This is a genomic window from Pseudomonas sp. AP3_22 TE3818 (genome assembly GCF_053628995.1).
On sequence record NZ_JBRJHL010000001.1, the window covers coordinates 4794501 to 4813821 of the forward strand.

Annotated in this window: 21 protein-coding genes; 8 read left to right on the forward strand and 13 right to left on the reverse strand. The window is 59.8% G+C overall.

Going from position 1 to position 19321, the window contains the following annotated elements; all coding sequences use genetic code 11:
* Nucleotides 1-98 precede the first annotated feature (98 nt).
* Nucleotides 99-683 (forward strand): hypothetical protein, encoded by a 585-nt coding sequence (locus AB7M25_RS21835; RefSeq protein WP_429385871.1) that lies wholly within the window; start codon nt 99-101, stop codon nt 681-683.
* 66 nt (nt 684-749) lie between these two features.
* Nucleotides 750-2063 carry a PQQ-dependent sugar dehydrogenase gene (locus tag AB7M25_RS21840; protein ID WP_429385870.1) on the forward strand — a complete coding sequence of 438 codons (1314 nt, stop codon included), beginning with the start codon at nt 750-752 and terminating at the stop codon, nt 2061-2063.
* Between the two features lie 105 nt (nt 2064-2168).
* Here AB7M25_RS21840 and AB7M25_RS21845 read toward each other — a convergent pair whose 3' ends face one another.
* The 6 genes from AB7M25_RS21845 to AB7M25_RS21870 all read right to left on the reverse strand — a co-directional run bounded on the left by AB7M25_RS21845 (nt 2169) and on the right by AB7M25_RS21870 (nt 7511).
* Nucleotides 2169-2831 carry a class I SAM-dependent methyltransferase gene (locus AB7M25_RS21845; RefSeq protein WP_429385868.1) on the reverse strand — a complete coding sequence of 221 codons (663 nt, stop codon included), beginning with the start codon at nt 2829-2831 and terminating at the stop codon, nt 2169-2171.
* An 18-nt stretch (nt 2832-2849) separates the two neighbouring features.
* Entirely contained in the window at nt 2850-3386 is a 537-nt protein-coding gene (locus tag AB7M25_RS21850) for a C40 family peptidase (RefSeq protein WP_454237992.1), read from the reverse strand.
* Between the two features lie 166 nt (nt 3387-3552).
* The gene (locus tag AB7M25_RS21855; RefSeq protein ID WP_057715813.1) at nt 3553-4185 is read right to left on the reverse strand and encodes a C40 family peptidase; all 633 of its coding nucleotides are present in this window, start codon (nt 4183-4185) and stop codon (nt 3553-3555) included.
* A gap of 221 nt (nt 4186-4406) precedes the next feature.
* Nucleotides 4407-5111, reverse strand: a complete 705-nt coding sequence (gene hda, locus AB7M25_RS21860) for a DnaA regulatory inactivator Hda (RefSeq protein ID WP_007898944.1) — start codon at nt 5109-5111, stop codon at nt 4407-4409.
* Between the two features lie 231 nt (nt 5112-5342).
* Nucleotides 5343-6416: an AI-2E family transporter gene (locus tag AB7M25_RS21865; protein ID WP_429392568.1), complete on the reverse strand. Its 1074-nt coding sequence runs from the start codon at nt 6414-6416 to the stop codon at nt 5343-5345.
* A gap of 36 nt (nt 6417-6452) precedes the next feature.
* Nucleotides 6453-7511, reverse strand: coding sequence for a DUF2066 domain-containing protein (locus tag AB7M25_RS21870; RefSeq protein WP_429385864.1), 1059 nt, complete (start codon nt 7509-7511; stop codon nt 6453-6455).
* 384 nt (nt 7512-7895) lie between these two features.
* On the opposite strand from AB7M25_RS21870, the gene purM reads away from it, so the two are divergent.
* The 5 genes from purM to AB7M25_RS21895 all read left to right on the forward strand — a co-directional run bounded on the left by purM (nt 7896) and on the right by AB7M25_RS21895 (nt 11911).
* Nucleotides 7896-8954, forward strand: a complete 1059-nt coding sequence (gene purM / locus AB7M25_RS21875; RefSeq protein WP_007977543.1) for a phosphoribosylformylglycinamidine cyclo-ligase — start codon at nt 7896-7898, stop codon at nt 8952-8954.
* Nucleotides 8954-9604 (forward strand): phosphoribosylglycinamide formyltransferase, encoded by a 651-nt coding sequence (purN, locus tag AB7M25_RS21880; protein WP_454237993.1) that lies wholly within the window; start codon nt 8954-8956, stop codon nt 9602-9604. The genes purM and purN overlap by 1 nt, the downstream gene beginning before the upstream one ends.
* Before the next feature lie 8 nt (nt 9605-9612).
* Nucleotides 9613-10326: a DUF3108 domain-containing protein gene (locus AB7M25_RS21885; RefSeq protein ID WP_007977541.1), complete on the forward strand. Its 714-nt coding sequence runs from the start codon at nt 9613-9615 to the stop codon at nt 10324-10326.
* Between the two features lie 239 nt (nt 10327-10565).
* Nucleotides 10566-10982 carry an OsmC family protein gene (locus AB7M25_RS21890; protein WP_429385860.1) on the forward strand — a complete coding sequence of 139 codons (417 nt, stop codon included), beginning with the start codon at nt 10566-10568 and terminating at the stop codon, nt 10980-10982.
* Between the two features lie 62 nt (nt 10983-11044).
* On the forward strand, nt 11045-11911 hold the full coding sequence (locus AB7M25_RS21895) for a pirin family protein (protein WP_454237994.1): 867 nt from the start codon (nt 11045-11047) through the stop codon (nt 11909-11911).
* Between the two features lie 106 nt (nt 11912-12017).
* On the opposite strand, the gene AB7M25_RS21900 is transcribed toward AB7M25_RS21895, so the two are convergent.
* From AB7M25_RS21900 to AB7M25_RS21915, 4 genes are all read right to left on the reverse strand, one after another.
* Complete coding sequence (locus tag AB7M25_RS21900; RefSeq protein ID WP_428604557.1) at nt 12018-12746, reverse strand: dienelactone hydrolase family protein; 729 nt, start codon at nt 12744-12746, stop codon at nt 12018-12020.
* 67 nt (nt 12747-12813) lie between these two features.
* A complete protein-coding gene (gene htpG / locus AB7M25_RS21905) occupies nt 12814-14718 on the reverse strand; it encodes a molecular chaperone HtpG (RefSeq protein ID WP_429385856.1) in 1905 nt (634 codons plus the stop codon).
* A gap of 81 nt (nt 14719-14799) precedes the next feature.
* Nucleotides 14800-15252: a PaaI family thioesterase gene (locus AB7M25_RS21910; protein WP_218475279.1), complete on the reverse strand. Its 453-nt coding sequence runs from the start codon at nt 15250-15252 to the stop codon at nt 14800-14802.
* Nucleotides 15249-15725, reverse strand: a complete 477-nt coding sequence (locus tag AB7M25_RS21915) for a PaaI family thioesterase (RefSeq protein ID WP_429385854.1) — start codon at nt 15723-15725, stop codon at nt 15249-15251. The genes AB7M25_RS21910 and AB7M25_RS21915 overlap by 4 nt, the downstream gene beginning before the upstream one ends.
* Nucleotides 15726-15884: 159 nt before the next feature.
* Here AB7M25_RS21915 and AB7M25_RS21920 point away from each other — a divergent pair, with 159 nt between their 5' ends.
* A complete protein-coding gene (locus AB7M25_RS21920; protein WP_104449973.1) occupies nt 15885-16148 on the forward strand; it encodes a hypothetical protein in 264 nt (87 codons plus the stop codon).
* Between the two features lie 66 nt (nt 16149-16214).
* Here the strand turns inward: AB7M25_RS21920 and AB7M25_RS21925 are convergent, their stop codons facing one another.
* From AB7M25_RS21925 to brnQ, 3 genes are all read right to left on the reverse strand, one after another.
* Nucleotides 16215-16616 (reverse strand): MAPEG family protein, encoded by a 402-nt coding sequence (locus AB7M25_RS21925; protein ID WP_429385852.1) that lies wholly within the window; start codon nt 16614-16616, stop codon nt 16215-16217.
* A complete protein-coding gene (locus AB7M25_RS21930) occupies nt 16616-17353 on the reverse strand; it encodes a DUF599 domain-containing protein (RefSeq protein ID WP_007977519.1) in 738 nt (245 codons plus the stop codon). Before AB7M25_RS21930 ends, AB7M25_RS21925 begins: the two co-directional genes overlap by 1 nt.
* A 271-nt stretch (nt 17354-17624) precedes the next feature.
* The gene (gene brnQ, locus AB7M25_RS21935) at nt 17625-18938 is read right to left on the reverse strand and encodes a branched-chain amino acid transport system II carrier protein (RefSeq protein WP_007977517.1); all 1314 of its coding nucleotides are present in this window, start codon (nt 18936-18938) and stop codon (nt 17625-17627) included.
* Between the last annotated feature and the right edge of the window lie 383 nt (nt 18939-19321).

Genomic DNA, 19321 nt, shown 5'->3' on the forward strand with positions numbered 1-19321 from the left:
CGGTCGTCAAGCAAAAAACTGACGTCAATCTTGTGCCTCGCTCTCAGCAGTGATATCAAAGAGCCATAACCTCACAACACAATAATAAGGGTGAGCCCATGCAAGGCATGATCATCAGCAATCCAAAGCTGGAATTCCTGCGCCCTGTGCTCGAGCGCTGGTTCGAATGCATCGACCGCTATAACGCCGTCCGCGGTGATGGCGACACCCCCTACTGGCACGACGAAAAAGCCAATCTCGGACTGTTGTCGGCCGCCGCCTGGATGGCTGAGATGGTCACACTGCAACAGACACCCACCCGCAAGCAGACCGAAGAAGGCGAACGCAACAGCCGCGCCGACTTGTTCCTCGCCTCGCCCGAAACCCGCGCCTACATCCAGACCAGCCAGCGCTGGCCACGGGTCAACAGCCTCAATCTGACCCAGGCCCTGCTCGACATCGCCAGCGATGCGAAGCGCCTGAGCCACGCCAGCGACCTGAAACTCGGCTGCCTGTTCGTCGCCCCGCAAAAAGCCCAGCAAGGTGCGACACCGGAAGAACTCCAGGACATGGTCGACGACCTGCAAAAGGAACACACCTGCGCGGTCGCCTGGTATTTCCCGTATGCCTACCGCAAGTTGCGCAATGAAGCCGGCAACTATCACCCCGGCATTGCGGTGCTGTTCAAGGAAGCACGTGGCTAGCCGTTGAACCATTGGACGACAACACATCTCTATGATTAGAACAAGGCACTCATAGGGAACACCCGTATGCGCACGCCCCCGCTCGTTCTCGTTATCGCGATCTGCGGAGGGCTCGCCGGTTGCAGTGAGACCGCCGGCCTGCAAGTCTCCGACGGCACCGGCCCTTCACCTCAACTGCCGCCCCCCAACAAAACCCTGATCCCGACTCTGAACATCGCCCCGGCCATCGGCTGGCCACAGGGCGCGAAACCCGTCGCCGCCGCGGGCACTCAAGTGGCCGCTTTTGCCGAAGACCTGGATCACCCCCGCTGGCTTTATGTGCTGCCCAACGGCGACGTACTGGTGGCGGAAACCAACGCGCCCCCCAAACCCGAAGACGGCAAAGGCATTCGCGGCTGGGTCATGAAGAAAGTCATGGGACGCGCCGGGGCCAGGGTACCCAGCGCGAACCGCATCACCTTGCTGCGCGACAAGGACCACGATGGCGTCGCGGAAACCCGCACGGTGTTTCTGCAAAACCTCAACTCGCCCTTCGGCATGACGCTGGTCGGCAATGACCTGTATGTAGCCGACACTGACAGCCTGCTGCGATTCCATTATGAAAACGGCGATACGTCGCTCAAGTCGCCGCCGGTCAAAGTGGTCGACCTGCCGGGTGGCCCGCTGAACCACCACTGGACCAAAAACGTCATCGCCAGCAAGGACGGCCGCAAGCTCTACGTCACCGTGGGCTCCAACAGCAACGTCGCGGAAAACGGCATGGACAAGGAAGAAGGGCGCGCAGCGATCTGGGAAGTGGACCGCGCCACCGGCCAGCACCGGATCTTCGCCTCCGGCCTGCGTAACCCCAACGGCATGGCCTGGGAACCGCGCAGTGGCGCGCTGTGGACCGCGGTCAACGAGCGGGATGAAATCGGCAGCGACCTGGTCCCGGACTACATCACCTCGGTGAAAGACGGCGCATTCTATGGCTGGCCGTACAGCTACTACGGCCAGCATGTCGATATTCGCGTCGAGCCGCAAAACCCCGGCCTGGTGGCCAAGGCCATCGCTCCGGACTATGCCGTCGGCCCACACACGGCATCACTGGGCCTGACCTTCGCTGAAAACAGCAAGCTGCCGGCGCCGTTCACCCAAGGGGCCTTCATCGGGCAGCACGGCTCCTGGAACCGTAAACCCCACAGTGGCTACAAAGTGATTTTCGTGCCGTTCAGCGCAGGCAAACCTGCGGGACAACCGATTGAAGTGCTCAGCGGCTTTCTCAACGAAAAGGAAGAGGCCATGGGCCGCCCGGTGGGCGTGGTGATCGACCGGCAGGGCGATCTGCTGGTGGCCGATGATGTGGGGAACAAGGTGTGGCGGGTGTCGGCAGTGAAATAGGTCACCTAACCTGTGGGAGCGGGCTTGCTCGCGAAGGCGGTGCATCAGTCAAAACATCAGTCGACTGACAGCCTGCATTCGCGAGCAAGCCCGCTCCCACAGGGTTCAGCGTTTGCGACAGAGTGTGAGCCCGTCACCCAACGGCAACAGCGACAGATCCACCCGCACATCCTCCTTCAACGCCAGGTTGAGCGCCTGGATCGCCCGGGTATCCGCGCTCTCGGGGATGGTCTCAAGCACACGCCCGCTCCACAGGGTGTTGTCGAATACCGCCAGCCCACCGACCCGCAGCAAACGCAGGGCGTGCTCCAGATAACTGGGGTAGTTGGCCTTGTCGGCATCGATGAACACCAGGTCGAACTGCTCGGTCTGCCCTTGCCGCTCGAGCTCGGCAAGGGTTTCCAGTGCAGGCGCCAGGCGCAGGTCGATCCGCCCGGCGAGTCCCGCTTCCTGCCAGTAGCGCTGTGCGATGGCGTTATAGTCGCCGGGGATATCACAGCACATCAGCGAACCGTCAGCCGGTAATGCCGCCGCCATGCACAGCGCGCTGTAACCGGTGAATGTACCGACTTCGAGCAAGCGTCTGGCGCCGGTCAGCTTCACCAGCAAGGCGAGAAACTGTCCCTGCTCCGGTGCCACCTGCCAGCGGGCCATCGGCAGCGCCTGGGTCTCATCGCGCAAGCGCTTGAGCAGCGGTGTTTCGCGCAGGGAAACATCAAGCAGGTATTGGTACAGGTCGTCGTCGAGATTCAGTGTGCGAGCAGTCATGAGCAGCAGCTCCGGACGTTACGGGTTGCGCGCCAGATGTTCAGGCTGCAGAACACGCTTGGCGCTCAGGTAAGCCTTTTGCCAATAGGCCTTGGACAGACTGTCGAGCTTTACCGTGCCGCCGGTGGCCGGTGCATGGACGAAACGCCCCTCCCCCACGTAGATGCCGGCATGACTGACCTGGGAACCGCCATTGGTGGCGAAGAAAAGCAGGTCGCCGGTTTCCAGGCCTTCCTTGCCGACATTCGCCGCTTGCATGGAGATCATCTCGCGCGTGGTGCGCGGCAAGGCAATACCGGCGACATCGCGATACACATAGGCGATCAGGCCGCTGCAATCAAATCCGGAATCCGGCGTGTTGCCACCCCAGCGATAAGGCGTACCCACCAGGCCGAGCGCGCGAAACAGCACGTCTTCCGCCTCGGGCGAAAAAGCTTGGGGGGAACCAAATACGATGGGCACGCGAACCACCGGCGCGGGAGGCGGTGTGCGGCTGGCGCAGGCACTGAGCAGCGCGGCGAAGAACATGATTGCGAGGCGGGCCGACGTCGTCATAAGCAGAGCATCCTGATCTGGCTGCGGCTTTTTTCTGCCGGGAGTGCAGAAAAGAAAACCGCCTGCGCGGGACGCAGGCGGTTTGCCATCATTCATACATCAGGATTTTAGCTGTTATGGGGCAAACTTCAAGTAAGACTTTAAGTTCACCCTACAAACTGTGCACTTATTTGCGGGCAGTGACGATTGGCGACGCGTTAGGTGCCATCGCCAAGGCGCGCTTGGCCTCGATGAAGGTCTTGCTCCAGTAGCTGTCGCCCAGGCTATCGATGCGCACACCACCGCTGCGGCGGCTGCTGGAATGGATGAACTGGTTGTCACCCAGGTAGATCCCGGCGTGACTGACGCGACCACGACGACCGTTGGTTGCGAAGAACAGCAGATCGCCCGGCTCAAGCTTGCTGCGCGAGACCAGCGGAGCGTCCACGTTGATCATTTCGCGGGTGGAGCGTGGCAGGTTCATGCCCGCTTCTTCGCGGAACAGGTAACCGATGAAACCGCTGCAATCGAAACCGGCTTCAGAAGTGCCGCCGAAACGGTAACGGGTACCGATCAGGGACATGCCGCGTTCGAGGATGCTGTCGGCCAGGACCGGAAGCTGGTAGGACTTGCCGCCAGCGAAGTCTGCGAGTTCTTTTTCGGTGGCCAGTTCTTCCTGAAAGAGGGCGGAAGACTGGGCAGTGGCCGAGTTTTGAACCTGCTGTTGCGGCGCTTGCTGGGCCACTGGAGTGTGGGCAGCGCAACCGAACAACAGGGTGACGAGTGCGAGAGGCACGAGGGGTGCGAAGCGATTTAGCATGGGCACGACCGTGGCTGAAGTTGTAAAGAAGTCGAGACTATGCCCGCTATCGACCTCATTTGCAAATTCAATCAATCTTTTTGTGACTTATTGGTTTCTCGTTTACATCTAAGCGCTTAAGCCCATTTTAAACATGCACGCGGCCTGCAACCTTGCAGGAAAGCGCAATTTCTGGCGCCTGAAATATGCCGAAACGGCTGTAAGCCCCGGTTTCAGCGGGTTTACCAGCCGAGGGTTTCTTTCAGAAACGGGATTGTCAGCTTGCGCTGAGCCTGGAGGGAGGCCTGATCGAGACGCTCAAGCAGCTCGAACAGCGCACTCATGCTGCGGGTACCGCGAGTCAGGATGAAATGCCCGACCTCATCGGTCAGGTGCAGTCCGCGACGGGAGGCGCGCAATTGCAGGGCGCGCAATTTGTCCTCGTCGGACAGTGGGCGCATCTGGAAGATCAAGGCCAGGGTCAGGCGCGACTTGAGGTCCGCCAGCTTCACCGGCAACTCGCGCGGGGATGTCGACGCGGCAATCAGCAGGCGCCGGCCGCTGTCACGCAGGCGATTGAACAGATGGAACAGCGCCTCTTCCCAGTCCGCCTTGCCGGCAACCGCCTGCAGGTCATCGAGGCAGACCAGTTCGTACTGCTCAAGGTTATCGAGAATCTCGATACCGCGATCGAGCAGCTCGGCCAGCGGCAGATACACCGCAGGCTCTCCCAATTGCTCGAAGCGCAGGCAGGCAGCCTGCAACAGGTGCGTACGCCCTACCCCATCCTTGCCCCAAAGGTAGATCAGGCTTTCGGTCCAGCCGGCGTCGGCTTCGCATAGCCGCTCGACATAGCCGAGTGCAGCGGCATTGGCGCCTGGGTAGTAGTTGATAAAGGTGGCGTCGTCACGCAGACGCACACCTAGGGGCAGCTGAATCGGTTTCATGCTGACTGAACAGTTCCAAAGGAACCGTTAGTGGCCTCTGTGTAAAGTTTGCGAAGTTTATACCCGTGAAGCGGGCCGCACAATGCGATAGACCACAAGCAAAATCAAAGGTTTGCGTTAACGCACCGGTTTTATGACAGTTTCTTTGGCGGTGCATGTGACAGTCGCGCTGTGTAATCAGGCTGACCCGGCACGAACCCGGGGCAGCTCGCCATCGCCCATCGACACCTTTTACAGCTGCGGGTCGTCGGCGCCCCCGTAGATATCGGAATCCTTATACAAATCTTGCACATGGCGCACCAGCACCATGATCACCGCGGCGACCGGCAATGCCAATAGCACACCGGTAAAGCCAAACAGCTCCCCCCCGGCCAGAACAGAGAAAATTACCGCCACCGGGTGCAGACCAATCCGGTCACCGACCAGCAACGGCGTCAGCACCATACCCTCCAGCGCCTGGCCGACCATGAACACCGCGACAATGCCGAGCATCGGGTAAAGATCACCACCGAACTGAAACAACCCTGCAATCAGCGCCGCACCGATGCCGATGATAAACCCCATGTACGGCACGATCGCCGCCAGACCGGCAATCATGCCAATCAGCAAGCCCAGCTCCAGCCCGACCAGCATCAGGCCTGCCGCGTAGATCACCCCCAGGGCCACCATGACCAGCAACTGGCCACGAATGAACGCACCGAGCACTTCATGGCATTCACCCGCCAGCGATACCGCGCGCTCCTCACGATCACGGGGCAGCAGGTTGCGGACCTTGGCCATCATCAGGTCCCAATCGCGCAACAGATAGAAGCTCACCACCGGGATCAACACCAGATTCGCCAACCAGCCAATCAATGCCAACCCCGAGGCCGTCGCATGACTCAGCACCACACCGACAACATCAGAGGTCTGACTCATGTGCTCGCCGATGGCTGCCTTGAGCCGGTCGAACTTCCAGAAGCCCTCCGACAGGCCGAACTTCGATTGCGCCCAGGGCAACGCCGTGTGCTGCAGCCAGTCGAGCATCTGCGGGGCCAGCTCATACAAACGAAACAGCTGCCGGGCGAGCAACGGCACCAGGACCAACAGCAGCGCGGTGAGGATCAACGTCACCAGGGCAAACACCGCCACGACACCCCAGGTTCGAGACAGCCCCGCCTTCTCCAGTCGATCCACCAGCGGGTCGAACAGATAGGCCAACAGCAGGGCCACCAGGAACGGCGTCAGGATCGGATGCAACAACCAGACAAAAACACAAAGCAGGACCACCCCACCGAGCCAGAACCAACGCCGCGTATCGGCCATGAACCACTCCATTGCTTCTATATAAAGAGAGAAAAACTACCAGCGAAACCGCAGTTGCGGTGTCGCCGCTGGCGCAGGTGCCGGGGCTGGCACCGCACCTCCGGCGGCCGGTTGAACCGGCACTGCCGGAGTCGGTGCCTGAGCCGCCGGCGCTTCCTGCAACCGTGCCAGCGACAGTTGCGCACGCAACTGCTCGGCGCTGCCATTGACCCGGTAGACGATCCGGTCGCCATCGACGCTTTGCACGCGCCCGCCAAATGGCTCCAGCAAGCGCCCAAGGGCCGCGTAGTGTTCAAGATTCATGCCTTGCACTTCCAGTAATTGCGCGCTCGAAGCACCGGGCTTGGCGACAAACCGCGGCGCCAGGCGCTCATTGACCGCCAGCATCACCGCATCGGCCACGGCGGCCTGATCGGCGCCCTGCACGCTGCCTGCCTCCTTTTTATCCCCCAGCCACAATTGCCACTTGGCTTGCCACTGCCCGCCCTCCTCTTTGGCGTGTACCGCGAGCAGGGCGTCGGCGTTGTAGCGTTCCGATGCCGCAAGCAAAGGGCCGGAATCTGCGCCTTCCAGATTCGGCGCGGTCGCGACGATCTGTTCGTTCAGGTCCGCCAGTGGCAAGCGCAATGGCAAGCCCCGGTGCTGGGCAGCCCGACGCAGCGGCGCCGCGCTGGCCTGGCCGTCGCCCACCAGGCTTGAACCCTCGGTGGAATCGTTAAGCCACCAGCCGAGGATCGACGGCCGATTGCCCCCCCACACGGCCAGGCCGGCGCGGCGCAGGGCCTGCTCGGTGGTAGCCGGGTCGAAATCGACTTTCAGGACTTCCGGCGGACCGGCTTCAAAGCCGTATTGGCTGATGATCTGTTGCGGATCTTTGCGAATTGCCGCCAGCCCCGGATTTTCAGCGGCCTTGGGGTCGCCCGTCAGGCGCAACACCAAAGTGTCCAATGCACGTTGAGTCGCCTGGTCACGCTCCTCGGGCGACTGGCCATTCACCGGCTCGCGCACCTGATACAGGCCTTTGACGGTTTCGGCATGACTGACCAGGCTGACCACTGACAAACAACTCACAAGCAAGAATTTACAAAAACGCATGGAAGATTCCTGACGACAAGAGCGGCTGGAACAGACCGCATGAAGACGATCGAGCAAGGCTGTGACCATTGCCCGACGCAAAACATTCACACGTTCCGGGTAAGTTTTCGCACTGTCATAACGATAGACGGTTAATCGCGACACTTTATACAGCCATGCAGGATGCCACCGACACCGCGCATCAACGGTTTTTTTTAACGGATATGGCCCTGCTGTCGGCCTGAGGATGGCCGCTGCGGCTCAAGCCTGATAAAATCGCGCGCCTTCGCAGACCGGCAACAGCCGGGCACTTTCGAAATTCGCGTGAGGCAATCGCCTTCGTCGATTTCGGCGGCCCCGCTGGACTCGGTCGTTACCCCTGAATCCCCCCTAAAGGCCTGGATCATGAGCAAGCAACCCTCCCTGAGCTACAAGGACGCCGGTGTAGACATCGACGCCGGTGAAGCATTGGTCGAACGCATCAAGAGCGTCGCCAAGCGCACTGCGCGCCCGGAAGTCATGGGCGGCCTGGGCGGTTTCGGCGCCCTCTGCGAAATCCCGGCCGGCTACAAACAGCCTGTGCTGGTTTCCGGTACTGACGGCGTCGGCACCAAGCTGCGCCTGGCACTGAACCTGAACAAGCACGACAGCATCGGCATCGACCTGGTTGCCATGTGCGTCAACGACCTGGTGGTGTGCGGCGCCGAGCCACTGTTCTTCCTCGACTACTACGCTACCGGCAAACTGAATGTCGACACCGCTGCCCAGGTTGTTACCGGCATCGGCGCTGGCTGCGAACTGTCGGGCTGCTCGCTGGTTGGCGGTGAAACCGCTGAAATGCCGGGCATGTACGAAGGCGAAGACTACGACCTGGCCGGCTTCTGCGTCGGCGTCGTGGAAAAATCCGAAATCATCGATGGCTCCAAGGTTGCTGCCGGCGACGCCCTGCTCGCCCTGCCGTCTTCCGGTCCGCACTCCAACGGCTACTCGCTGATCCGCAAGATCATCGAAGTGTCCGGCGCCGACATCGAAAACACCCAGCTCGACGGCAAGCCGCTGACCGACCTGCTGATGGCCCCGACCCGTATCTACGTGAAGCCGTTGCTCAAGCTGATCAAGGAAACCGGCGCGGTCAAAGCCATGGCCCACATCACTGGCGGCGGCCTGCTGGACAACATCCCGCGCGTTCTGCCAAAAGGCGCGCAGGCTGTGGTTGACGTGGCCAGCTGGACCCGTCCGGCCGTGTTCGACTGGCTGCAAGAGAAAGGCAACGTCGACGAGAACGAAATGCACCGCGTGCTGAACTGCGGCGTGGGCATGGTCATCTGCGTGGCTCAGGAGCACGTTGAAGCCGCCCTGAACGTTCTGCGCGAAGCCGGCGAGCAACCTTGGGTCATCGGTCAGATCTCCACCGCTGCCGAAGGCGCGGCTCAGGTAGAACTGAAGAACCTCAAGGCTCATTGATGTCTCAGACCTGTGATGTGGTGGTGCTGCTGTCCGGCACCGGCAGTAACTTGCAGGCCCTGATCGACAGCACGCGGACCGGCGACAGCCCGGTCCGCGTCGCTGCGGTGATCTCCAACCGCGCCGACGCCTACGGCCTGCAACGCGCCAGGGACGCGGGTATCGACACCCGCACCCTGGATCACAAGGCTTTCGAAGGTCGCGAGGCCTTCGATGCCGCGCTGATCGAACTGATCGACGCCTTCAATCCCAAACTCGTGGTACTGGCCGGATTCATGCGCATTCTCAGCGCGGGTTTCGTACGCCACTATCAGGGTCGCCTGCTCAATATCCACCCCTCGCTGCTACCCAAATACAAAGGGTTACACACTCATCAGCGCGCGCTGGAGGCCGGCGACGCCGAGCACGGCTGCTCCGTGCACTTCGTCACCGAGGAACTCGATGGCGGACCACTGGTCGTACAGGCTGTAATACCGGTAGAGTTACAGGATTCGCCGCAGAGTCTGGCGCAACGGGTCCATGTTCAGGAACACCTGATCTACCCGATGGCCGTACGCTGGTTTGCCGACGGTCGTCTGGCCCTCGGCGAGCAAGGTGCTTTACTGGATGGACAGCTACTCGCGGCCAGCGGCCACTTGATTCGAAACTAGGAGATTTTATGCGTCGCGCCCTGCTCTTCGCTTGCGCTCTGCTCGCTTTGCCCTTCGCTCAGGCGGCAGAACTTCAACCCTTCTCCGCCAGCTACACCGCCGACTGGAAACAGCTCCCCATGAGCGGCACTGCCGAGCGCAGCCTTGAAAAAACCAGCGACGGCAAATGGAAACTGAGCTTCAAGGCATCGATGATGATTGCCAGCCTGTCCGAGGAAAGCACCCTGACCCTGGACAAGGACACGCTTCTTCCGGAGTCGTACCACTTTGAGCGTGGCGGCCTGGGCAAGGCCAAGAAATCGGATCTGGATTTCGACTGGAACACCAAGATGATCACCGGCACCGATCGAGGTGACGCCGTCAAGCTTCCCCTCAACCGCGGCATGGTCGACAAGTCCACCTACCAGTTGGCGCTGCAACATGATGTCGCTGCCGGCAAAAAGACCATGAGCTATCAAGTGGTCGATGGCGGCGAAGTCGACACCTATGACTTCCGCGTGCTGGGTTCGGAAAAAGTCGACACCAAGGCCGGTCAGATCGATGCGATCAAGGTTGAGCGCGTGCGCGACCCGACGCAGAGCAAACGCATCACCGTGATGTGGTTCGCCAAGGACTGGGATTACCTGCTGGTCCGCCTGCAACAGGTCGAAAACGACGGCAAGGAGTACAACATCATGCTCCTGGACGGCAAGGTCAACGGCAAGACTGTCAAAGGCAGCTGATCCGGATCGACACGAAAAGCCCCGCCATCGCGGGGTTTTTTTTTTGCTCTTCTGTAGGAGCGAGCTTGCTCGCGATGGACTTTAACGATGACTCGCCCTTGCGGATACACGCAGTGCCGGTGAGATCATCGCGAGCAAGTTCGCTCCTACAGATTGGAACACCCGACAAGCGCGATGACTCTATACCTTCAAGGTCTTTTTTGATCGAATGAGTTTTCCTGTTACCTGCGAGGTTTCCCATGACCGTTACCGTCAACACCGTTTCTGCCGAAGGCTTTCGCCACAGCGTACAAATCGATGACCATGAACTCTTCGCCGACGTGCCCGTCACGGCGGGCGGTGAAGGCACTGCCCCGGAACCGCACGATTATTTCGATGCCGCGCTCGGCGCCTGCAAAGCCCTGACCCTCAAGCTCTATGCGAAGAAGAAGGACATCCCGTTGACCGGTGTCGGTGTCGAGGTCAAGCGCGACAACAGCCTGGAACAGAAAGGCCAATACACACTGCACGTCAAACTGACCCTCAAAGGCGCACTCAGCGACGCCCAGCGCGACGAGCTGCACCGCGTGGCCGATCGCTGCCCGATCCACAAGCTGATGACCACGTCTGAAGTCAGCATCGAAACGCATTTGTCCGAAGGCGCCTTCAGCCAATAGCGGCAACGGCTGCGCAAGCGGGTTATGCTCGAACGCATCACCCGCTCAGCCTGGAACGCACCATGAACACTCCGCTCGTGATCCGCCCCCGCACCGAAGACGTCGAAGGTCAGCCGATCCTGCGTCCACTGCCATCCGCCAAGTGCCGCAGCGTCGGGCCATTCGTGTTTTTCGATCACATGCTGGAAACCCGTTATCCGCCGGGCAAAGGCATGAACATCCGCCAGCATCCGCACATTGGCTTGTCCACCCTGACCTATTTGTTCCAGGGGCAAATCCAGCACAAGGACAGCCTGGGTTCCGACCAGGTTGTTGATACCGGCGATGTCAGCTGGATGACGGCCGGCAGCGCCATTGCCCACGTCGAACGCACGCCCGAAGCACTCAAGGAGAGCGGCTTCACGATGCACGGCTTGCAGATCTGGCTGGCATCGCCCAAGGATAAAGAACAGGGTCCGGGGCATTACAGCCACCATCCGGCGTCCACCTTGCCAGTCAGCGAAAACCTGGGGGTGAAGATCCGCATGATTGCCGGGTCGGGCTTTTGCCTGGAGTCACCGGTGCCGGTGCTTTCTCCTACGTTGTACGCGGAACTGCACCTGCAAACAGCGACGACATTGCTGATTCCCACCGAGCATGAAGAACGTGCGCTGTATGTGTTGAGCGGCGAGGTGCAACTGGATGGCGAGCTGATAGAACCGCTTTCGTTGGTAGTACTGCCTGCCGGAGAAGAGTTGACCCTGTTTGCTGAAAGCGACAGTCACGCCGTGTTGTTTGGCGGCGCGCCGCTGGACGGGCCACGGCGGATCAACTGGAATTTTGTCGCAAGCGATCCGGCGGCGATTGATGAAGCGCGGCGGCGTTGGGCGGCCGGGGACTGGCCGACGGTGCCGGGGGAAAGCGAGAGGATCGAATTGCCTTTGAAATAGGCCTCCTCAACTCACACAAAACCCTGTAGGAGCCGGCTTGCCGGCGATGGCGATGGCGATCTTGAGGTTGCCATCGCTGGCAAGCCAGCTCCTACAAGGACTGCGATCAGCCCTTGAACACTTCATCCAGCAAGTTATGCATCGAAGTGAAGGCCCGGGCAGCCACCTTGGCGTCATACATCATCATGCCCGGCACCTTGGCGTGCGGGTCGGTGAACGAGTGAAACGCACCGCCATAGCTCAGCAACTGCCAGTCCACACCGGCCGCGTTCATTTCATCTTCGAACGCTGGCAACTGCTCTTTCGGCACCAGTGGATCGGAAGCACCGTGCAGGACCAGGACCTTACCCTTGATATTTTTCGCGTCGGCCGGATTCGGTGTATCGAGCGTGCCGTGGAAGGATACCGCGGCCTTCACCGGCGCCCCGGTACGGGCAAACTCCAGGGCACAGCAGCCACCGAAACAGAAACCGTAGGTCGCCAGCTTCGACGTATCGACGGCCGCCTCGCCCTGGCTCTGCAACTGTTCGAACGCTACCTGCATGCGCTTGCGCAGTAACCCACGGTCATTCTTCAACGGCATCATTGCCGCCCCGGCCTCGTCATTGTTCGACGGACGAACCGATTGCCCGTAAAGGTCGGCGATCAGCACCACGTAGCCCTTGGCTGCCACGGACCTGGCGATCTCCTCGGCACCGGCGCTGACGCCCATCCAGTTCGGCGCCATCAACAAACCCGGACGCGGGCCTTTATGGTCGGCATCGAAGGCCAGACGGCTTTCGTAGGCCTGGCCATCAATCTGATAGGCAACGGAACGTACAGTGATTTGGCTCATTTCTGACTCCTGATTGTTGAACACCAGAATGAAAAAACCCGCCGAAGCGGGTTTTTCTGCAACACAGTTAAGCGGATAGCTCGACCAACAGTTTGTTCAGGCGGCGCACATAGGCCGCCGGATCTTTCAAGCTGTCGCCGGCAGCCAGGGCTGCCTGATCGAAGAGGATGTGCGACAGATCGCCGAAGCGCTCGTCGCTCTGCTCGTTGTCGAGCTTCTCGATCAGCGGGTGAGCCGGGTTGAATTCGAAGATCGGCTTCGAATCCGGAACCTTCTGCCCGCTGGCTTCGAGGATCTGGCGCATCTGCAGGCCCAGGTCCTGCTCACCGATGGCCAGGATCGCCGGCGAATCGGTCAGGCGATGGGACACCCGGACCTCCGCAACGGATTCGCCCAGTGCAGTTTTCAGACGCTCAACCAGACCTTCTTTGGACTTCGCGACTTCCTCCGCGGCCTTCTTGTCCTCTTCCGAGTCCAGGTTGCCGAGGTCCAGGTCACCGCGCGCCACGTCGACGAAGCTCTTGCCGTCGAAGTCGCTGAGGTAGCTCATCAGCCACTCGTCGATGCGGTCGGTCAACAGCAGCACTTCGATGCCTTTCTTGCGGAAGACTTCCAGGTGCGGGCTGTTCTTGACCTGCGCGTAGGTTTCGCCGGTCAGGTAGTAGATCTTGTCCTGACCTTCCTTGGCGCGCGCCAGGTACTCGGCCAGGCCGACAACCTGCTCGCCATCATCGCCATGGGTCGATGCGAAACGCAGCAGACCGGCGATCTTTTCCTTGTTGGCGAAATCTTCTGCCGGGCCTTCCTTCATGACCTGACCGAAGTTTTTCCAGAAGCCCTTGTATTGCTCAGGCTCGTTTTTCGCCAGTTTCTCCAGCATGTCCAGCACGCGCTTGGTCAGCGCCGACTTCATGGAGTCGATGATCGGGTCTTTCTGCAGGATTTCCCGCGACACGTTCAGCGACAGGTCGTTGGAATCGACCACGCCCTTGATGAAGCGCAGGTACAACGGCAGGAAGGACTCGGCCTGATCCATGACGAACACGCGCTGCACGTACAGCTTCAGGCCTTTCGGCGCTTCACGCTGGTACAGGTCGAACGGAGCGCGGGTCGGCACATACAGCAGCGAGCTGTATTCCAGCTTGCCTTCGACCTTGTTGTGGCTCCAGCTCAGCGGGTTTTCGAAATCGTGAGCGATGTGCTTGTAGAACTCCTGGTATTCCTCGTCCTTGATCTCGGTACGCGGACGGGTCCACAGAGCGCTGGCGCGGTTGACGGTTTCCCATTCAACGGCCGGCTTGTCTTCGCCTTCAGTGGCCGCCACTTCTTTCGGCAACTCGATCGGCAAGGCGATGTGGTCGGAGTACTTCTTGATGATGTTGCGCAGGCGCCAGCCATCGGCGAACTCGTCTTCACCGGATTTCAGGTGCAGGACGATGCGAGTGCCGCGCTCGGCCTTGTCGATGGTCGCAACTTCGAAGTCACCTTCGCCCTTGGACGACCAGTGCACGCCTTCGCTGGCAGCGCTGCCGGCACGACGGCTGTACACATCGACTTTGTCGGCGACGATGAAGGCAGAGTAGAAACCGACACCGAACTGGCCGATCAGGTGCGAGTCTTTCTTCTGGTCGCCGGTCAGGTGCTTCATGAAATCGGCGGTACCGGACTTGGCGATGGTACCCAGGTGGGTGATCGCGTCTTCGCGGCTCATGCCGATACCGTTGTCTTCGAGGGTGACGGTTTTAGCGTCCTTGTCGAAGCTCACGCGGATTTTCAGTTCGGCACCGCCTTCCAGCAGCTCTGGCTTGGCCAGGGCTTCGAAACGTAATTTGTCGACAGCGTCAGAGGCGTTCGAGATCAATTCGCGAAGGAAGATTTCCTTGTTGGAATACAGCGAATGGATCATGAGATGCAGCAGCTGCTTCACCTCGGTCTGGAAGCCCAGGGTTTCCTTTTGAGTTTCCACACTCATGGTCATCAAACTCCAATCAGATGGCATAAGCCGCGACCTTGAGGGTCGGCGGCGGGTTGTCATCAGAGTTTGGGGCTGAGTTCAGGATTTCAAGGGCTCCTCGAGTTTGAAATGTGCACGGGCCGTGGCGATGGGTTCGGCTTCGGTACTTTGCCAGGCGGTAATCGCCACGTTGGCAACCCGTCGTCCCTGGCGGCAAACCTGGCATCGGGCCCAGGTGTCGCGAAACTGCCCGGCTCGCAGGTAATCCAGGGAGAAGTCGATGATCTTCGGCACCCCGGATGATCCGGTAAACACCAGCAGGTGCAGCGCCGCTGCCAATTCCATGAACCCGGCGATCACCCCGCCATGAATCGCCGGCAGCAAAGGGTTGCCAATGTTGTCCTTGTTCGCCGGCAGCTTGAACAGCAGCTCATCTCCCACCCGTGAACATTCGACGCCAATCAGCCGGGCATAGGGAATCAAATCCAGCAGCGAGGCGTAATCGCCCTGCTCATGGGCCTTTTGCAATTGATCCTTCAGCGACTCGCTCATTGCGCACCTCCGGCGACGGCGCTACCAAAGCCTTTGGTGCCTTTGATGCCCTTGCCCATGCGCATGAATGCGCCCGTCACATGGGCAATGGGTTGCCCGGGATCATCCTGATAGGCGAAGCCACGGGCAAAAATCACGTCGGTGGTGACCCGGTAGCACTGGGCGAAGCCATAGACATCCTTGTGCGGTTCGGCGGCGTGCATGTAGTCGATGCGCAGGTCGAGGGTCGGACAGACTTCGAACTCCGGGAGCACACAGAGCGTCGCCATGCCACAGGCCGTGTCCATCAGCGAGGTCAGCGCCCCGCCATGAATCACGCCGGTTTCGGGGTTGCCAACGATCTGTGGGCTGTACGGCAGCACAATCGTCAGCCCTTCGCTGCTGGCGCTGTGAACGCTTAGTCCAAGTACCTGACAATGTCGCAGCGCCGACAAAAAGCGCTGCGCTCGCTCAAAAACGGGGTTTTCAGCCATTTGATAAACACTCTTGTTTACGTTCGTGCAATGCGGTGGCAGTCCGGGTAAAAGTTCCGCATTAGAACAAAACTTATATATCTGAAAGAATTAAGGAACTTAACCCTGATGTGTGAGCTCTTAATGCCAGTACATGCTTTTCATCAGGAGAAACACCCCATGCGTAAGACTTTAGCTATTGCCTTGATGTTGACCGCTTCCCTCGGTCTCGCTGCCTGCGATAAAAAATCCGAGGACAAAGCTCAAGAAGCTAACAAACATGCTGAGCAAGCTCAGCAAGACATGAGCAAAGCTCAGGATAAAGTGAACGACGCGGCGAAAGAAAACGCCGAAGCTGCCAAAGCTCAGGCTGAATCGAACGCGGAAGCGGCAAAAGAGGCTGCTCCGGCCACTCCAGCCGCTCCGGAAGCGCCTAAGAACTAATCCGGTTTTTAGCGTGACAAAAGAAAACCCGCCAAGTGCGGGTTTTCTTTTGCCTTCAAAAAATGCTTAGAGCAAAATCGTTCGAAAAGTCGGACTAATCATCAGCAACAGCGAACAGATTAATCCCACCAGCCAGACCAGACTGCGTTGCCAGGCCAGGTCCTTCCAGTAACACACCAGATAAATAACCCGAGTGATCACAAAGATGATCGCGAGCAAATCGATGAGCCAGCCTGCCGTCTGCGTTGTATGCGCCATCAACACACCCACCGCAAACAATATGAAGGCTTCAAAACTATTCTCATGCGCCGCCAGCGCACGGGCACCGAAACCTGTGAGTTGGCCCTGCTGCTGGCGCGGCAGGTGATTGTTGTAACCGCCCTGCTCTTTCATGGCCTTGGTCACGGGCATACGCGCCACGTAAATCAGCACGGCACTGATAAACACACACCAGAACGGAATACTCATCAAGCTGCCTCTTTGATCACCTCGGGCAATGGCGCCTCTGTAGGGGTATAGACCATCACGTCGAGAACGTCAGAGTGAAACTCGCGGCGGTACAACACGAATACCACGCCGGCACTCATCAACATGAACAACCAGGGGCTGACAAACCAGGCCAGCATGGTCATGCCGAAGTAGTAGGAACGCAGCCCGAAGTTGAACTGGTTGGCGGCCATGGAGATAACGCGAGCCGCGCGGGAAGCAAACGCTTTGCGCTCTTGTTCCGACACAAGACGCTCGCCGACCATTGGCGCCGAACCTACCAGTACCGCCGCAAAGTTGTACTGGCGCATGCACCAGCTGAACGTGAAGAACGCATAGACAAACACCAGCGCCAGGCACAGCAACTTGATTTCCGACATGCCCTGGGACGCCTGTTGCACCATCGGGATATCCGCCAGCAACGACACCGCCCTTTCCGAAGCCCCCAGCACCGTGAGAATACCGGCCAGGATGATTAACGTACTGGAGGCGAAGAACGAAGCGTTGCGCTCCAGGTTACCGATCACGCTGGCATCGGCGATGCGGTTGTCGCGCAGCAGCATGCGGCGCATCCAGTCTTCACGATAGAGGTGCAGCACACTGGCCAGGCACGCGGTGTCACGGCCTTTCCAGGTGGCATAGCGGGTGTACCCGCCCCAGCAGATGACAAACCAGATGGCGGCAAGGATGTGGATCAGGTTGGCTTGGATGAACGACATGCAGGTCCTTGTGATGTAGTGGCGGAACACCGTCCCCCTGTAGGAGCGAGCTTGCTCGCGAAGGTCGCGAACCATGGCGCGTGTTACCTGGATAAACGCGTCGCTCTCAGGTTCTTCGCGAGCAAGCTCGCTCCTACAAGTGGATTGCGCAGTCTTTCGACGTTAGCGCAGAAGAAAAGACACCGCATCCCCCATAAAAAAATGCCCCGTATCGATTGATACGGGGCATTTCTGTTTTTTCACAGGCCCGCTTGTGACGGGCCGGTAAAGCTTAAGCCAGCGCTTCTTCGCGCTTGCCCAGCAGGCGGTCGCAGACAACGGCAACCACCAGCGTCATCACCGAAGGCACCAGCCAGGCCAGGCCCTGCTCGCTCAGCGGCAGGTGGGCCATTTGCGTCGGCATCCAGTCCGCCAGGCCTGCACCCTTGAGGGCGTCGATCAGGCCGAAGATGAACGACACCAGCATCACCGGGCCGAGGATACGACCCTGCTCATGCCAGAAGTCCTTGCAGAAGCTCAACGCCACCAGAACGATGCACGGCGGGTAGATTGCGGTGAGCACCGGGATCGAGAACGCAATCAGCTTGGTCAGGCCCAGGTTGGACACCAGCAGCGAGAACGCCGCGAGGATGATCACCAGTGTCTTGTAGGACAGCGGCACCACACGGCTGAAGTACTCGGCGCAGGCACAGGTCAGGCCGACCGCGGTCACCAGGCACGCCAGGGAAATCAGCACGGCAAGAAAACCACTGCCCAGCGAACCGAAGGTGTGCTGCACGTAAGCGTGCAATACCGCCGCGCCATTGGTAGCGCCAGCGGCCACTTCATGGCTGCCCGAACCGAGACGGAACAGGCTGACGTAAACCAGTGCCAGGCCGACGCCGGCGATCAGGCCGGCGATGATCGCATAACGGGTGATCAGTGCCGGCGACTCGACGCCGCGGGAACGGATGGCGTTGACGATGACGATGCCGAACACCAGGGCGCCCAGGGTATCCATGGTCAGGTAACCATTGATGAAACCTTGGGAAAACGGCGCCGCCACGTATTCAGGCGTGGCCTGGCCAATGTCTCCGGCCGGCAGGGCGAATGCTGCAATGCCCAGCACGGCCAGGGCGATGATCTTCAGCGGAGCGAGGAAGCGCCCCACGGTATCCAGCAGACGGCCTGGGTACAGCGAGATGAAGAACACCAGCAGGAAGTAAACCGAGCTGTACAGGAACAATGCCAGCGGGCTCTCGCCGGTCAGCGGCGCCAGGCCCACTTCGAAGGATACCGTCGCGGTACGTGGCGTCGCGAACAGCGGGCCAACAGCGAGATAGCAGGCCGCTGCCAACAGGCCACCGGCGACTTTACCGATCGGGCTGCTCAAGGCATCCATTGCCCCACCGACCTTGGCCAGCGCCACAACGGTGATCACCGGCAGACCAACGGCCGTGACCAGGAAACCCAGCGCCGCCATCCAGACATTGGGCCCGGACTGCAAACCGACGATAGGCGGGAAGATGATGTTGCCAGCCCCGACGAACAGGGCAAACGTCATAAAACCAAGTGCCAGGATGTCCTGGCCTTTCAACACTTTCATTAAGGAAATACCACACTACTGAATCGGAATTTAGAGAGGGATTTCCCTATGGGTGAGGGAAATGCTGTCAGTCCGTATAAGACCGACCCTTTTAGCGCGTTGGTGCCTTGTGGGCCGCAGACGCAAAAATGGCGCGTAGCCTAACGAATTTGGACCAGAAACGCACTGTTAGAGGGCGAACTATCCGATACGCGACATTTCCGTGTCGCGTTTATACATATAAATGGTTGGTGCCTGTAAGTCCGCCTTCGCGGGCAAGCCCGCTCCCACATTGGAACGCGTACAAAATGTGGGAGCGGGCTTGCCCGCGAAGGGGCCAGCAGAGCCAACACAAATGCCGGAAACGACAAAGGCCACCCGAAGGTGGCCTTTGTTTGGTAAAG

Bases quoted from the DNA above. Each gene is read 5' to 3' on its own strand.
- AB7M25_RS21835 (WP_429385871.1), top strand. From the start codon at position 99: ATGCAAGGCATGATCATCAGCAATCCAAAGCTGGAATTCCTGCGCCCT.
- AB7M25_RS21840 (WP_429385870.1), top strand. From the start codon at position 750: ATGCGCACGCCCCCGCTCGTTCTCGTTATCGCGATCTGCGGAGGGCTC.
- AB7M25_RS21845 (WP_429385868.1), bottom strand. From the start codon at position 2,831: ATGACTGCTCGCACACTGAATCTCGACGACGACCTGTACCAATACCTG.
- AB7M25_RS21850 (WP_454237992.1), bottom strand. From the start codon at position 3,386: ATGACGACGTCGGCCCGCCTCGCAATCATGTTCTTCGCCGCGCTGCTC.
- AB7M25_RS21855 (WP_057715813.1), bottom strand. From the start codon at position 4,185: ATGCTAAATCGCTTCGCACCCCTCGTGCCTCTCGCACTCGTCACCCTG.
- hda (WP_007898944.1), bottom strand. From the start codon at position 5,111: ATGAAACCGATTCAGCTGCCCCTAGGTGTGCGTCTGCGTGACGACGCC.
- AB7M25_RS21865 (WP_429392568.1), bottom strand. From the start codon at position 6,416: ATGGCCGATACGCGGCGTTGGTTCTGGCTCGGTGGGGTGGTCCTGCTT.
- AB7M25_RS21870 (WP_429385864.1), bottom strand. From the start codon at position 7,511: ATGCGTTTTTGTAAATTCTTGCTTGTGAGTTGTTTGTCAGTGGTCAGC.
- purM (WP_007977543.1), top strand. From the start codon at position 7,896: ATGAGCAAGCAACCCTCCCTGAGCTACAAGGACGCCGGTGTAGACATC.
- purN (WP_454237993.1), top strand. From the start codon at position 8,954: ATGTCTCAGACCTGTGATGTGGTGGTGCTGCTGTCCGGCACCGGCAGT.
- AB7M25_RS21885 (WP_007977541.1), top strand. From the start codon at position 9,613: ATGCGTCGCGCCCTGCTCTTCGCTTGCGCTCTGCTCGCTTTGCCCTTC.
- AB7M25_RS21890 (WP_429385860.1), top strand. From the start codon at position 10,566: ATGACCGTTACCGTCAACACCGTTTCTGCCGAAGGCTTTCGCCACAGC.
- AB7M25_RS21895 (WP_454237994.1), top strand. From the start codon at position 11,045: ATGAACACTCCGCTCGTGATCCGCCCCCGCACCGAAGACGTCGAAGGT.
- AB7M25_RS21900 (WP_428604557.1), bottom strand. From the start codon at position 12,746: ATGAGCCAAATCACTGTACGTTCCGTTGCCTATCAGATTGATGGCCAG.
- htpG (WP_429385856.1), bottom strand. From the start codon at position 14,718: ATGAGTGTGGAAACTCAAAAGGAAACCCTGGGCTTCCAGACCGAGGTG.
- AB7M25_RS21910 (WP_218475279.1), bottom strand. From the start codon at position 15,252: ATGAGCGAGTCGCTGAAGGATCAATTGCAAAAGGCCCATGAGCAGGGC.
- AB7M25_RS21915 (WP_429385854.1), bottom strand. From the start codon at position 15,725: ATGGCTGAAAACCCCGTTTTTGAGCGAGCGCAGCGCTTTTTGTCGGCG.
- AB7M25_RS21920 (WP_104449973.1), top strand. From the start codon at position 15,885: ATGCGTAAGACTTTAGCTATTGCCTTGATGTTGACCGCTTCCCTCGGT.
- AB7M25_RS21925 (WP_429385852.1), bottom strand. From the start codon at position 16,616: ATGAGTATTCCGTTCTGGTGTGTGTTTATCAGTGCCGTGCTGATTTAC.
- AB7M25_RS21930 (WP_007977519.1), bottom strand. From the start codon at position 17,353: ATGTCGTTCATCCAAGCCAACCTGATCCACATCCTTGCCGCCATCTGG.
- brnQ (WP_007977517.1), bottom strand. From the start codon at position 18,938: ATGAAAGTGTTGAAAGGCCAGGACATCCTGGCACTTGGTTTTATGACG.